General features: G+C 63.2%; 12 protein-coding genes and 1 pseudogene. 8 read left to right on the top strand and 5 right to left on the bottom strand.

The features are described from left to right. Window positions 1-49: 49 nt before the first annotated feature. A complete protein-coding gene (locus B5M41_RS02815) occupies window positions 50-1,288 on the bottom strand; it encodes an extracellular solute-binding protein (protein WP_134648668.1) in 1,239 nt (412 codons plus the stop codon). A 197-nt stretch (window positions 1,289-1,485) separates the two neighbouring features. On the opposite strand from B5M41_RS02815, the gene B5M41_RS02810 reads away from it, so the two are divergent. Continuing rightward, window positions 1,486-2,691 carry an ROK family transcriptional regulator gene (locus B5M41_RS02810; protein WP_134648667.1) on the top strand — a complete coding sequence of 402 codons (1,206 nt, stop codon included), beginning with the start codon at window positions 1,486-1,488 and terminating at the stop codon, window positions 2,689-2,691. A gap of 41 nt (window positions 2,692-2,732) precedes the next feature. Here the strand turns inward: B5M41_RS02810 and B5M41_RS02805 are convergent, their stop codons facing one another. Continuing rightward, window positions 2,733-3,632: a LysR family transcriptional regulator gene (locus B5M41_RS02805; RefSeq protein WP_167718968.1), complete on the bottom strand. Its 900-nt coding sequence runs from the start codon at window positions 3,630-3,632 to the stop codon at window positions 2,733-2,735. Window positions 3,633-3,792: 160 nt separating this feature from the next. Here B5M41_RS02805 and B5M41_RS02800 point away from each other — a divergent pair, with 160 nt between their 5' ends. From B5M41_RS02800 to B5M41_RS02770, 7 genes and pseudogenes are all read left to right on the top strand, one after another. Further along, on the top strand, window positions 3,793-5,403 hold the full coding sequence (locus B5M41_RS02800; protein WP_230639958.1) for an ABC transporter substrate-binding protein: 1,611 nt from the start codon (window positions 3,793-3,795) through the stop codon (window positions 5,401-5,403). A gap of 89 nt (window positions 5,404-5,492) precedes the next feature. After that, window positions 5,493-6,467, top strand: a complete 975-nt coding sequence (locus B5M41_RS02795) for an ABC transporter permease (RefSeq protein WP_134648664.1) — start codon at window positions 5,493-5,495, stop codon at window positions 6,465-6,467. Continuing rightward, window positions 6,467-7,417 carry an ABC transporter permease gene (locus tag B5M41_RS02790; protein WP_134648663.1) on the top strand — a complete coding sequence of 317 codons (951 nt, stop codon included), beginning with the start codon at window positions 6,467-6,469 and terminating at the stop codon, window positions 7,415-7,417. The genes B5M41_RS02795 and B5M41_RS02790 overlap by 1 nt, the downstream gene beginning before the upstream one ends. An 11-nt stretch (window positions 7,418-7,428) precedes the next feature. Continuing rightward, window positions 7,429-8,409, top strand: a complete 981-nt coding sequence (locus B5M41_RS02785) for an ABC transporter ATP-binding protein (protein ID WP_134648662.1) — start codon at window positions 7,429-7,431, stop codon at window positions 8,407-8,409. Beyond that, a pseudogene (locus B5M41_RS02780) lies at window positions 8,406-9,233 on the top strand (ATP-binding cassette domain-containing protein); the annotation flags it as partial. The gene B5M41_RS02785 and the pseudogene B5M41_RS02780, both read left to right, overlap by 4 nt. A 98-nt stretch (window positions 9,234-9,331) precedes the next feature. Continuing rightward, window positions 9,332-10,555 (top strand): M20 aminoacylase family protein, encoded by a 1,224-nt coding sequence (locus B5M41_RS02775; RefSeq protein ID WP_134648660.1) that lies wholly within the window; start codon window positions 9,332-9,334, stop codon window positions 10,553-10,555. 1 nt (window position 10,556) lies between these two features. After that, complete coding sequence (locus tag B5M41_RS02770; RefSeq protein ID WP_134648659.1) at window positions 10,557-11,426, top strand: shikimate dehydrogenase family protein; 870 nt, start codon at window positions 10,557-10,559, stop codon at window positions 11,424-11,426. Between the two features lie 25 nt (window positions 11,427-11,451). Here the strand turns inward: B5M41_RS02770 and B5M41_RS02765 are convergent, their stop codons facing one another. From B5M41_RS02765 to B5M41_RS02755, 3 genes are all read right to left on the bottom strand, one after another. Continuing rightward, a complete protein-coding gene (locus B5M41_RS02765) occupies window positions 11,452-12,330 on the bottom strand; it encodes a nitrilase family protein (RefSeq protein WP_134648658.1) in 879 nt (292 codons plus the stop codon). Between the two features lie 27 nt (window positions 12,331-12,357). Continuing rightward, window positions 12,358-13,128 (bottom strand): glutamine amidotransferase, encoded by a 771-nt coding sequence (locus B5M41_RS02760; RefSeq protein WP_134648657.1) that lies wholly within the window; start codon window positions 13,126-13,128, stop codon window positions 12,358-12,360. Window positions 13,129-13,225: 97 nt separating this feature from the next. Beyond that, entirely contained in the window at window positions 13,226-13,834 is a 609-nt protein-coding gene (locus B5M41_RS02755; RefSeq protein WP_134648656.1) for a cupin domain-containing protein, read from the bottom strand. Window positions 13,835-13,861: the final 27 nt, after the last annotated feature.

The following is a 13,861-nucleotide window of genomic DNA, read 5'->3' as shown; positions in this document are numbered from 1 at the left end:
GTCGGGTAATATCGTGCGGGTGGCCGAAGCCACCCGCAAGCGCTCAAGATCAGAGCCCGCTGTTTTCCGCGGCGGACTTCAGCGCGTCTTCAGGCGTCGCCTGATCGAGCAGCGCTTCCTGAATGCCCTGCTGCAGGGCCGTGGAAAGCTCCTGGTATTTCGGCGTCGTCGGCCGCGGATACATGGCCGCAAGGCCGAGCTTGGCGGCAGCGATCAACTCTTCCTGGCCAGCCGTCACGGCGGGATCCTCATAGGAAGAGGCCCAGATCGGCAGGCTCAGCTTCGCATAGGCGTTCTGCGTTTCCTGCGACGTCATGTGCACGATGTACTTCCAGGCTTCTTCCTGATGCTGGCTCGTGGAGGTGATGCCGAGGCCCATCGAGCCATTGACGGCCGAAACCTCGCTCTTGCCCTCGACGCCGGGGGCGGGAACGATGCCCACCTTGCCGGCAACCTTGCTGTCCTTGCCGCTATTGGCCATGTTGTACATGTAGGTCCAGTTGAGCGCGAATGCCGCCTCGCCGTTCTGGAAGACGTTGCGCACGTCCTCCTCCAGGAACTCCTTGGAGTTCGGATTGGTGAGGCCGGACTTGTAGCTTTCGACCATATATTTCAGCGCGTCGAGACCGCCGCCTTCAGCGAAGGCCGGCTTGCCGTCCTTCAGGAATTCACCGCCATAGGCGCTGACCAGCGTGGTGTAGTCGCAGATCACCGCCTCGGCCTGCGCCCAGCTCCAGGCAATGGGCGTTGCCAGCAGGCCCTTGTCCTTGATGATCTTCGCCTGATCGGACAGCTCTGCCCAGGTCTTCGGCGGCGTCTTGATGCCGGCCTTCTCCAGGATTTCCTTGTTGTAGAACAGGTATTTGGTGTCGAGGATCCACGGCATGCCGTAGGATTTTCCATCATAGTTGACGGTCGTCCAGGCGCCCGGCAGCACACCCTTCTTCATGTCATCGGTAACGCGGCCGGTCACATCGACCAGAACGTTGTTGGCGGCATATTCGGCCGGCCAGATCACGTCGAACAGAACGACGTCGTAACCGCTGCCGGACCCCTGTGCCAGCACGGTCTTGTCGTGCAGGCCCTCATAGGGAACGAATTCGAGGTTCACCTTGATATCGGGGTTCGCCTTCGTGAAGGCATCCGTCATGGCGCGCACATCGGCCTCGCTATAGGCAGCCTGCGCCATGAACAGAGCATTGAGCGTGGTTTCGGCGAACGCGTGCGGAGCCGAAACGGCCGCGACCAGCGCTGCGTACAACAGGGTCTTCTTCATCGATTTCAACATGCCTGCCTCCAGTTTGGTTTGAATCCGGAATGTCTTGTGGACACTCGTGATCGTTGCGCCTTATGGCTTCCGCCGGATCGCTCTGGGCTTGGCTTCGCCTCGCCCTTGTTCCCCGGAACTCTCTGGTTCCTTATTAAGTCAAATGTATTGACTTAAGTCTTGTGTAATATCCAAATGGTGTCAAGAGGGAATTGTCGATGAACGAATTGCGGACGATCCGCGCCAGGAGCGGGACCAATCAGGAGGGCACGAGCGCGCATAACCGGCGCGTGCTCATCGAGGCCATCCGCGTCAATGGCCCGCTCTCGCGCGCCGCCCTCGCCCGCGCCACGCACCTGACCAAGCAGACAGTCTCCAATCTCATCGAAAGCCTGGAAGCCGACGGGCTCGTCGCGTCCGAAGACGTTGTGCGCGGCGGGCGCGGCCAGCCTTCCACACCCTACAGGCTCGTTCCCGAAGGCGCCTTTGCACTCGGCGTGCAGATCGACCGGGAACTGACACGCATCGTCGCCGTGGACTTTCTGGGGCGGGAAGTAGCGCGTGCCGTTACGGACCTTCCGCCGGGCGAGCCTGAGGAAGGCAGCAAGGTCATCCTCCACCACATCGGAAACGTGCGGCGCGAACTTGCCGATCGTGTGCCGATGTCCACGCAGCGCCTGACCGGGCTCGGCATCGCCATGCCCGGCCCCTATGGGCTGAAGCCTTCCGGCGACGATCCCTGGATGATGGCCAAATGGCAGTCGTTTCCGCTTGTGGAAACGCTGGCCGCGGGCACCGGCCTTGAGACAACCCTGCAGAACGACGCCACTGCCTGCGCGACAGCCGAACGCATGAACGGTGTGGCGGACGGCATCGACCATGCCGTCTGCCTCTACTTCGGCTATGGCATTGGCGCGGGCCTCATTCTCGGCGGCGAGATTTATACCGGCAGCAACCGCAATGCGGGCGAGATCGGCATGGTCCTCTTCTCGCGGGGCGGCACGGTTGCGCCCTTCGAACATCGGTCCTCGTTCGCCTCGTTGCTCCAGCATCTCGGCCTCGGCACCGCAACGACCGATGCTTATGAAGAGGTCGAGCGGCTGACGCTCGCGGACGATCCGCGCATCCGCCAATGGCTGGAAGGCGCCGGCGCCGATTTCCGGCAGGCGGTTCATATGGTCGAGACGATCTTCGACCCCGAAACCGTCATCCTCAACGGCAGTGCGCCCCCTGCCCTCTCAAGAAGGCTGTTCGAGGCGATGCACCCGCCGCTGCCGTCGATCGCCGAACGTCCCGGCCGCACCATTCCGCGCGTCCAGCTCGGAATGATCGATCCCTGGGCCGTCGCACTCGGCGCCGCCGCGGACCCCATTCGCCGCGCATTCGACCCGCTCTTTTCCGCGATCCTGAAAGAAGCTCCCTAGACATTGCCAGACGTCCCGGACATACGTGATATCGGTGCCGCCTACCCGAACTGGCCGCTCTCGATCAGGGACTTGATCAGCATGCGCATCGCATTCGTCAAATGGCGTTCGCTTCGCGTGATCACCTGCGTTTGCGATGTGACTTTCGATGCGTAGTCGAGCGGCAGCGGCACGAGTTCGTCGTCCAGTTCCCGCTGCGGCGATGGGCGAAACGGCATCAGGAAGACACCTTCGCCGAGCAGCACGAACTTCCGCACGATCGCGTAGGAATTCGCCGTCAGCGACGGCCGGAGCACCACGTTTTCGGAGCGCGCGATTAGGTCCGTGACCTGCCGGCCGCCGAATTCGGGGTGCAGCATGCCGATCGGATAGTCCACCACGTCCGTCAGCCTGGGGTCACGTCCGAGACGTGTCAGCGGATGGTCCCGATGCACGACGACACAGATCGGCACATCGGACCGCGCATGGAACTTCAGATCCCGGTCGTTCGGCGCAAAGTAGGTGACGCCGATATCGGCCTCATCCTCCAGAATGGCGCGGACGGTCTCGTCCGTCGGATGAATGCGGATATCGAGGTCGATACCGGGATACTGCGTCTGGAAGGCCCTAAGCGGTCCATTCACCACCCACTCACCGAAGCCCTCCCCCATCGAGAGGCGGATGAGGCCGCGCTTGATGTTGCGAAACTCGTCGAGGCGCGCCCGCAACTGGATGTCGGCGGATCGCTGCGTACGGTAGTACTCGCACAGCGCGCTGCCGGTCTCGGTCACCTTCACCTTGCGGCCATGTTTTTCAAGGAGAGTAAGCTGGAGTTCCCCTTCCAGGACTGCGATCTGGCGGCTGATCGACGACGGATTGACCTTCAGCTCCTCCGCTGCCTGGCGGATACCGCCACAGGCATCGGTGTAGAACAGATAGCGCAGGCGGGTGGGGTCGAGCATTGTTTCTCCAGGTCGACTGTTGCGCAATCGTTGCCTTTTGCGCAACATGCAATATGCCGCTTGGCAATTGTTCGCAACAGAATTTCCTTTTATGGCTGGCGACGAATGCGATGAAGGTCACGTCGCGTCCAACACGACCATCAGCGATTGGGAGATAGCTTTGCGTATCAGAAGAATTTTGGCGGCGGCGGCACTGGCGCTCGCTACGTCGGTTTCGGCTCTCGGCGGCACGGTGGGCACAGCCCAGGCCGAAACCTTCCGCTTCGCCTCCCAGGGCGATCTGAAGTCGCTCGATCCGCACGCGCTCGCCGAGACCTTTTCGCTGGCCATGATCGGCGGCGTCTACGAGGGCCTTGTGGCCCGTGACGAAAATCTCAAGCTCGTGCCGGCGCTTGCCGAAAGCTGGGATGTCTCCGAGGATGCCCGCACCTGGACCTTCCATCTGCGCAAGGGCGTGAAGTTCCAGGGCGGTCAGGATTTCACCGCCGACGACGTCATCTTCTCCGCCGACCGCGTCCGCTCGGCAGGCTCGGATCTCAAGACCCGCGTTCCAGCCAATGCGGTGTTCAAGAAGATCGACGACTACACGGTCGAAGTCACGACGCCTGAGCCCTCTCCGCTGCTGCATGCCGTGTGGGACACGTGGTACATCGTCTCCAAGTCCTGGGCCGAGGAACACGGCGCGGCGGAAGTCGCGAGCGCGTCGGCGGCACCGTCCTATATCTCTCTGAATGCCAACGGCACGGGACCTTTCAAGCTCCAGCAGCATCAGCCCGGCGTTCGCACGACATGGGTCCCCAACCCGCAATGGTGGGGCACGCCCAAGCACAATCTCGACGAGGTGGTGCTGACGCCGATCGCATCCGGCGCGACCCGTGTCGCGGCGTTGCTCTCCGGTGAGGTCGACATGATCGACCCGGCCCCGCTGCAGGATGTCGACCGCATCAACGCGAGCGGCAATGCATCGGTTCTCCAGGGACCGGAAGTCCGCACGATCTATTTCGGCTTCGACCAGCGCCGCGATGAACTGCTGTTCTCGTCGGTGAAGGGCAAGAACCCCTTCAAGGACGCCCGCGTGCGCCGTGCCGTCTATCAGGCCATCGACATCGAGGCGATCCACAAGCGCGTCATGCGCGGCGCGTCCGTGCCGACGGCGCTCGTCGTCGCCAAGGAACTGTTCCCGCTGGCCGACCAGTTCGAACGCCCCGCCTATGACCCGGATGCGGCCCGCGCGCTGCTGGCCGAGGCAGGCTATGGCGACGGCTTCGAAATCACGCTGGACTGCCCGAACGATCGCTACGTCAACGACGAGCGCATCTGCCAGTCGGTCGTTCCCATGCTGGCCCGCATCGGCATCAAGGTGAACCTGAACGCCGAGCCGAAGGCCACCTATTTCGGCCGCATCTTCGCCAGCGGCGGTTACCGCACCTCGTTCTACCTGCTCGGCTGGCAGACGAACGGCTCGGGCAGCCTCGGCGTTCTCCAGGACCTCTATCGTTGCCGCGACGATGCCGGCAATGGCGGCGGCTCGAATGTCGGCGGCTACTGCAATGAAGAGGTCGATGCGCTGATCACCAAGATCGGGCATGAGCCCGACGAGGCCAAGCGCAACGAACTCATTCGCCAGGCCTACGACATCGCCCAGAACAAGGAGACGGCCTATCTGCCGCTGCACCAGCAGTCCCTGTCCTGGGGTGTCTCGAACAAGGTCAAGGTCGTGCAGCGCGCCGACAACGACTTCCGCTTCTACTGGGTCACGAAGGGCGAGTGACGCGCCGTTCGCCGGCGGCTTTCCGGCCGCCGGTCGATCCGATCGGGCGCCTGGGGCAGTCTTGCCCGGCGCATAACAGGATGAATTGAATGATTGCCCTTGTCATCCGACGGCTTCTGCAATCGCTTGCCGTGATGCTGGTCGTCTCGCTGCTGGCCTTCGTGATGTTTCGCTATGCCGGCGATCCCGTCAACCAGATGGTCGGCGCGGAGACCACGGCGGCGGAACGACAGGCCGTGCGTGAAAGCCTCGGCCTCGACCAGCCGACCCTCGTGCAGTTCGCCCGCTATGTCGGCCGCGTCGTCACGCTGGATTTCGGCGTTTCCTACCAGTTCCGCCAGCCGGTGACGAAACTGCTCGCCGAGCGGCTTTCCGCCACCCTGGAACTCTCCTTCGTTGCCGCGCTGATCTCGCTCTTTGCCGGCATCGTGCTCGGTGTCTACAGCGCGCTCAATCCGCGCGGCCGCATCTCGTCGCTGCTGCAGAGCGTGTCGCTGGTCGGCGTGAGCCTGCCGACATTCCTGATCGGCATCCTGCTGATCTACATCTTTTCCGTCTCGCTTGGCTGGCTGCCCGCCTTCGGCCGCAACGGTCTCATCCCCGTGACCGAAAACTGGTCGACAGGCCTTCTGACGATCGAAGGCTGGAAATCGCTGTTCCTGCCGGCGATCACGCTCGGGCTGTTCCAAATGACGCTGATCATGCGCCTCGTGCGCTCCGAAATGCTGGAAGTTCTGCGCACTGATTTCATCAAGTTCGGCGTCGCCCGCGGCCTGCCGCGCGCCCGGCTCTACTTCCGTCACGCGCTCAAGAATACGCTGGTGCCCGTCATCACCGTCGTCGGCCTTCAGATCGGCTCGATCATCGCGTTTTCGATCATCACGGAGACCGTGTTCCAGTGGCCGGGCATGGGGCTCCTGTTCCTGCAAGCCGTGCAGAATGTCGATATCCCCATCATCTCCACCTACCTGCTCCTGATCGCGCTGCTCTTCGTCACGGTCAATCTCATCGTCGACCTGATCTACAACTTCATCGATCCGCGCCTCAAGGACGCTGCAAGCTGATGGCAGAGGCCTCTTCCGATACGACAAAGCCCGCCGAGCAGAGCCTGCGCGCGCGGATCGCTGACAACGACATCTTCATCGACTTCAGGCGCAACCGGCTTGTCATGTTCGCCACGGCGCTGCTGGTGGTCATCCTGGGCGCATCGCTTCTCGCCCCATGGATCGCACCGACGGACCCGTTCGACCCGCTATCGCTCGACATCATGAACTCGAACCTGCCGCCGGTCTGGCAGGCCGACGGGCAATGGCCTTTCCTGCTTGGAACCGACGACCAGGGTCGCGACATGCTGTCGGCCGTGCTCTACGGCCTGCGCGTCTCGATCATCATCAGCGCGCTCGGTGTGTTTCTCGCCGCAGCCATCGGCATCTGTCTCGGCGTGCTCGCCGGCTATTTCGGCGGCTTCCTTGATGCTTTCATCATGCGCGTCGCCGATATCCAGCTCACCTTCCCCGCCATCCTGATCGCGCTCCTGATCGATGGCCTGCTGCATGGCATGCTGCCGTCGCTGACGCGTGAGAGCAGTGCGTCCTGGGTGATCATCATATCGATCGGCCTGTCCTTCTGGGTGCAATATGCGCGAACGATCCGCTCCTCGACCATGGTGGAGCGCAAGAAGGATTATGTGAACGCCGCCCGTCTCTTCGGCCTGCCGCCCGTCGCCATCATGGCGCGCCACATCCTGCCGAACGTGATGGGACCGGTCCTCGTAATCCTGACCATCAATTTCGGGCTGGCGATCATCACCGAAGCGACGCTGTCCTATCTGGGCGTCGGCCTGCCCCCGATGCAGCCTTCGCTCGGCACGCTCATCCGGATCGGCCAGGAGTTCCTGTTCTCCGGCGAATGGTGGATCGTCGCCTTCCCCGGCATCGCGCTGGCGGCACTGGTCCTGACCATCAATCTCCTGGGCGATTGGCTGCGCGACGCGCTCAATCCCCGGCTGCGGTAAGGAGGAGAACCATGTCCGAGACGATTCTTTCGGTCGAAAACCTGCGCGTCGAATTCGAGACGCGCCGCGGAACGCTCGTCGCCCTCGACGACATCAGCTTCTCCATCGCCAAGGGCGAGGTTCTTGGCGTCGTCGGTGAGTCCGGTGCGGGCAAATCGATGACGGGTGCTGCGATCATGCATCTCATACCGCGCCCGGGCCGCATCGCCGGCGGCCGCATTCTGCTGGGCGACCAGCGGATCGACAACCTGGACCGAACGGGCATCGAAGCCATTCGCGGCCGGCGCATCGGCATGATCTTCCAGGACCCGCTGACCAGCCTCAACCCGCTGATGACCGTCGGCGATCACCTGACCGAGACGATCCGGGTGCATCTGCCGCTCAACCGGCGTCAGGCACGCGCCCGCGCGATCGAACTGCTCGAGGAAGTGGGCATTCCCGACCCGGCGGTGCGCATCGATTCCTACCCGCACGAGTTTTCCGGCGGACAGCGGCAACGGGTGGTCATCGCGCTGGCGCTTTGCGCCGAGCCGGAACTGGTCATCGCCGACGAGCCGACGACGGCGCTCGACGTTTCGGTTCAGGCGCAGATCATCAAGCTGATCCGCAAGCTGTGCTCCACGCGCGGCACCGCCTTCATGCTCATCACGCATGACATGGGCATGATCGCGGAGACGGCCGATCGCGTGGCCGTCATGTATGCGGGCAAGGTCGCAGAGATCGGAAAGGTCAGCCAGGTCGTTGGCGCGCCGCTCCATCCCTATGCGCAGGGCCTGATGGGCGCCATTCCCTCGCTCGACAACGAGGAGCCGCGGCTTCGCCAGATTCCCGGCTCCATGCCATCACTGACGGCGCTGCCGGACGGCTGCTCGTTCCATCCGCGTTGCGAGCGCGCCATGGATATCTGCCGCCAGCGCGCACCCGCCCTTCTTGGCGCCATCGACCACAAGGTCGCCTGCCATCTTTACGAGCGCGAAGAGGTGGCAGCATGAGCAACAGCGAATTCGTCAGGGTCGAGAAGCTCAACCGGGTCTTCGACGTATCGAAGCCGCTTCTGAATCGCATCATCGAGCGCCAACCCAAGCGCTTCGTCCATGCCGCGACCGATGTCAGCTTCTCGATCGCCAAGGGAGAGACCTTCGCGCTTGTCGGCGAGTCCGGTTCGGGCAAGTCGACGGTGGCAAAGATGGTCGTGGGGCTCCTGCCGGCCACGTCCGGCACCGTGGAAATCGACGGCGTTTCGATCACCGGCAAGCATGACCGGGCACAGATGCGCGCGCTGCGCCGCCGTATCCAGATGATCTTCCAGGATCCCTATGCCAGCCTCAATCCCCGCTGGCGCGTCGCCAGCATCATCGCCGAGCCGATGCTTGCCCTCGGCATCGCGAAATCGAAGGCCGAGGCACAGCACGAAGCGGGCGAACTTCTCAAGGTCGTCGGCCTCAATCCGCTCGACGGGCGCAAATACCCGCACGAATTCTCCGGCGGCCAGCGGCAGCGCATCGCGATCGCACGTGCCCTTGCGGCCAAAGCGGAATTCATCGTTTGCGACGAGCCGACCTCGGCGCTCGATGTGTCGGTCCAGGCGCAGATCCTCAACCTCATGCGCGACCTGCAGGAGCAGTTCGGCCTGACCTATCTTTTGATCAGCCACAACCTTGCGGTCGTGCGCCACATGTCCTCGCGCATCGGCGTCATGCACTTCGGCAAACTGGTGGAAGTGGAGGAATCCCGGGCCCTGTTCAAGAATCCCCGCCAATCCTACACGCGCATGCTGATCGACGCGGTACCGGACATTTCTGCGGCAACCCGCAGATAACCGCGCAACCGGTGACCCGCAAAACAATCCTGCCTCTCGCCGTCTCGCCACGGCGCAAGACCTTGTCGTCCTCCAATTCAAGGAAATGACCTTCCATGTCCTCCATCGACCGCAGCAAGCTCGACGCCTACATGCCGGACCTGATCGCCCTGCGCCACGACATCCACGCCCATCCAGAGACGGCTTTCGAGGAGGTGCGCACCTCTGCACTGGTTGCCGAGAAACTTAGGGAATGGGGCATCGAGGTTCACGAGGGCATCGGCCGGACCGGCGTGGTCGGCGTCCTCAAGGGGTTGCGCCCCGGCCAGCGGCGCATCGGCCTGCGCGCCGATATCGACGCCCTGCACATCTTCGAACGCAACGCGTTCGACTATGCCTCTACCGTCGAAGGAAAGATGCATGCCTGCGGCCATGACGGCCACACGACCATGCTTCTCGGCGCGGCCCGCTATCTCGCGCAGGATCCGGATTTCGCCGGCACCGTGCACTTCATCTTCCAGCCGGCAGAAGAAAGCGCCGGCGGCGCACCGGCCATGATGAAGGATGGCCTGTTCGACCGCTTCCCTTGCGATGCCGTCTATGGCCTGCATACGGAGCCGGGTCGCCCCGTCGGCGAAATCGCCTCGCGCATCGGACCGGCGCTCGCCGGCTCGATGTCGTTCCACGTTACCTTCAAGGGCACGGCCGGCCATGGCGGCGCCGCCCCGCATCTGGCAGACGATTGCACCATCCCCGTTGCCCATTTCATTCTGGGGCTCCAGTCGATCGTCGGCCGCAAGGTCGCGGCAATCGATGCCGCGGTCATTTCCATCGGGCACATTTCCGGCGGTTCGAAGGGCTCGCCGAATGTGATGCCGGCGGAAATGCTGGTCTCCGGCACCGCACGCTACTTCCGCGACGACGTGCAGCAGATCATCCTGCGCGGCCTGCGCGACCAGGCGGAACTCTTCGCAAAGGCCAGCAACTGCAGCGTCGACATCCAGATCAATGAAGGCACACCGCCGCTGGTGAACCACCCCGAGGCGTTCGAGAGCGCGCTTGCCGCGGCCGAAAAGACCTTCGGCAAGGACAAGGTCGAACGTGAACGTCCGCTGTCGACAGGGGGCGAAGATTTCGCCTACTTCGCCAATACGGTGCCCGGCACCTATATGTGGATGGGCGGCGGCGTCGGCCCCGATGGTCTGGTGCACGATGTCCATACGGACCGTTTCGACTTCAACGATGCATCGATCCCCTATGGCGTGTCCTATTGGGTCAATCTCGTTCATACCGAGCTGCGTTCCGACGAGACGCCGACGCAAGACGGCGAGGTCGCGTGACATGCGCGCATCTGAAGCGCCGCGCATCCGGCTCGGCCTGATCGGCGACAACATCGCCCGTTCCCAATCGCCCCGCCTGCATCGGCTGGCGGGCCGCATGTGCGGACTGGACGTCAGCTATGCCTCCCTCATCCCCGCCGATCTCGAAATGGACTTCGACGCGGTCTTCGAGCGATGCAGGGCGGAAAGCTTTCGCGGTATCAACATCACCTATCCCTACAAGGAAACCGTGCTCGACAAGGTGAAGGTGGACGAGCCCGCGGTGCGGGCGCTGGGCGCCTGCAACACGATCCTCTTTGAGCCGGATGGTGCGCGCGGCCACAACACGGATAGCAGCGGCTTTGCCAGCGCCTTCCTGGCCGCTTTTGGCAACGTTTCGCCTGGTCGCGTCGCGATGGCCGGCGCTGGCGGGGTCGGCAAGGCGATCGCCTTCGCGCTCGGCAGGCTTGGCGCCTCGCACCTCGCGCTGGTCGATCCTGATCAGTCGAAATCCGAGGCGCTCGCGACGTCCCTGACGGCCCATTTTCCGGACCTTGAGGTCAGCCGGCCGGAAACGCTTGCCGAGGCCGTGGACAGTGCGGACGGACTGATCAACTGCACCCCGATCGGCATGGTCGGCCATGACGGCAACGTGTTCGATGGCCTTGACCTCAGGCATAGCCGCTGGGCATTCGACGCGGTCTATACGCCCGTCGAAACGCGGTTCCTCGCGGCCGCGCGAACAGCCAAGGCCGAAATCCTCTCAGGCTACGAACTGTTCTTTCACCAGGGCGTCCAGGCATTCCGGCTGTTCACCGGTCAGGAACCGGACGAAGCGGCCTTGCGTGCCGCTATGCTCGCCCCGGAACACAGAGAAGCTGGCCGCGCCTAGAGCGGATTCGCCCGCCGCTACGCGATCAATACCAGCCCGGCTTATAGCCTGTGCCGAGCATACGGTCGTAGACGTCCGTGCGCCGGTCGCGCAGGACCTGGTTGAAGTCGTTCCAGTTGCGCTTCCGGCGGGCGTCGGCAAGGTTTACCTCGGCGACCAAAACCTCTTGCCTGTCGGAACTTGCGGGACCGGCGGCGGGCCAGCCGGTGTGGCTGACGATCAGGCTCTGGCCGATGAAGGGCTGGCCGCGTTCGGTTCCGACCCGGTCGGCCGCCACGATGAAGAGGGAATTGCTGTGCGCGGCCGCCATGACGAGGATGTTCGCCATCGCCTCGCGCTTGGGGTCCTGTCCGGGGATCGGCACCCAATTGGTTGGTACGCACATGAGTTCGGCCCCCTGAAGCGCCGCCAGGCGAAAGCTTTCCGGGAACCAGCAATCATAGCAGATCTGGCAGCCGATCTTGCCGACGGGAGTATCGAAAACAGGAAATCCAAGATCGCCCGGCGTGAAGTAGAGCGCTTCCTCGCCCCAGAGATGAACCTTTCGGTAACGCCCGATATATCCGGACGGCCCGACGATGACGGCGGAGTTGTAGAATACCTCCCCGTCACGTTCGGTGATGCCGGCGACGATGTGCATGTCGAGGCGGCGGGCGGCTTCGATCCATGCCGCCGTCGACGGGCCAGCCGGGATTTCCTCCGCCAGCGCGCGCAGTTCGGAGCGGCTCTCGAAAACATAACCGGTGTTGCAAAGCTCCGGCAGCACCGCAAGCCTTGCACCCTTCTCCGCCGCCTCCTCGAGAAGCGAGATGGAGCGCGCAACGTTTCCGGCAGTCTCGCCGAAGACCGGTTCCATCTGGATGCTGGCGACCTTGAGGGCCGCTTCCTTCACGTGTTTGGCCATTGCGCACCTGCCGGCTTGAGTTGAAGATCAGTCGCGGCCGATCGCCCAGAGAATTTGCTGTTCGAAGAGTTTCTTGTAGCCCTGCCAGGCGATGAATTCCGGCGGCAGCCAGTGCGGACCGACATCGGACGTCCAGACGACCGTGCGCCCCTTGCCATATGTGCCGGATACGAGCAGCGGCAGCGAACCGTAATCGGTGGAAACCGTGGCCAGCACCTCGGCGCCGTCCTTGACCACGACCTCGTTGAAGCCGAGCAGCATCGGCCATTCCGTGCCGAGACCGGCCAGGATCGGGTGGTCGGAGGAGCCTGTGACGACAGGCAGGAAGCTTTCCGGCACCTCGACGCGGTCGTCGACCGGCAGGCAGGAGACCGGAAGTATCTCCTCGATAGCGGTCTTATGATAGCGCGCGCCGCCATTGATGCCCTGGAAGCTGTAGTATCCGCCAAACATCAGCAGCGCACCGCCTTCGCGCACATAATCGCGCAGCAGGCGCAGACGGTTCGGCGTCGGCTTCGACTTGATCCAGGTATCGGGATGCAGAAGCAGCGTGTTGGCGCCGATGTCGGACAGCACGATGGCGTCATATTCCTGCATGGCTTCAAGCGATTGCGGGAAATCGGCCTGGGCCTCATGCGAGGGCATGAAGCGCACGTCGAGCGGCCCGCCCTTCAGCGCCGCGAGAAGTTCGTCGGCGCCCGTGTGGTAGGTCGCTGTCGGGAACTGGTCGAAGCCCTTGATATGGGTGGAGGTCGAAACCCAGGATTCACCTGCGAGCAGGACTTTGTGAGCGGACATGACTTTCCCCGAATTCGGATTGCTTGTGGCGCGAGCGCCGGTTCATGGCCCATCAAGCAAGCTGCTTGAATTTTTGTCAAGAGACTTGAATGAAATGTCAGAAGGTCGGCGGTGTATTGACCCAGAAGATGCTGGCCCGCCCCTTTCCCACGTTGCGATAGTGATGCGGCAATTCCGACTTGAAGACGAAGGCGTCGCCCGGATTGAGCCGGAACACCTCGTCCCCGACGATGAGCTCGATCTCGCCAGCGATCACATAACCGACCTCCTCGCCCACATGTTCGATCGGCCCGGCACTTTCGCCATCCTCCTCGACATGGTGGATATTGCACTGGAGCAGATGGCCCGGAGAATAGGGAATGATCCGCTCGAGCGAGATGCCTTCGCCGCGGCGAAGCGGATCGAGGGAAATCAGCGGTCGCGTTCCGGCGCGGAAGACGATGCCCTCTTCACCATCCGCCTCCTCGAACATCCAGCCGATATTCGTACCCAGCACCTTTACCAGCTTGTGCAGCATGGGCAGCGACGGTGAGGCCTTGCCGTTCTCGATCTTGGAGAGAAGGCTCTCGGAGCAATGCGCCTCGTCTGCCAGCGCCTTGAGCGTCAGGCCGCGCGTCTGGCGGGCGAGCCGCAGGCGCGTGCCGAGACGGGCCGCATTGGTCGGCAGCGCCGTGCCGTCACCATCGTTCAAGTCGTTGCGCTTCATCAAGTCCTCACATCCCCGCCGTCCGTT

Source organism: Shinella sumterensis, from assembly GCF_004514425.2.
Lineage (GTDB): Bacteria > Pseudomonadota > Alphaproteobacteria > Rhizobiales > Rhizobiaceae > Shinella > Shinella sumterensis.
This window is presented reverse-complemented; position numbering and strand designations above follow the sequence as displayed.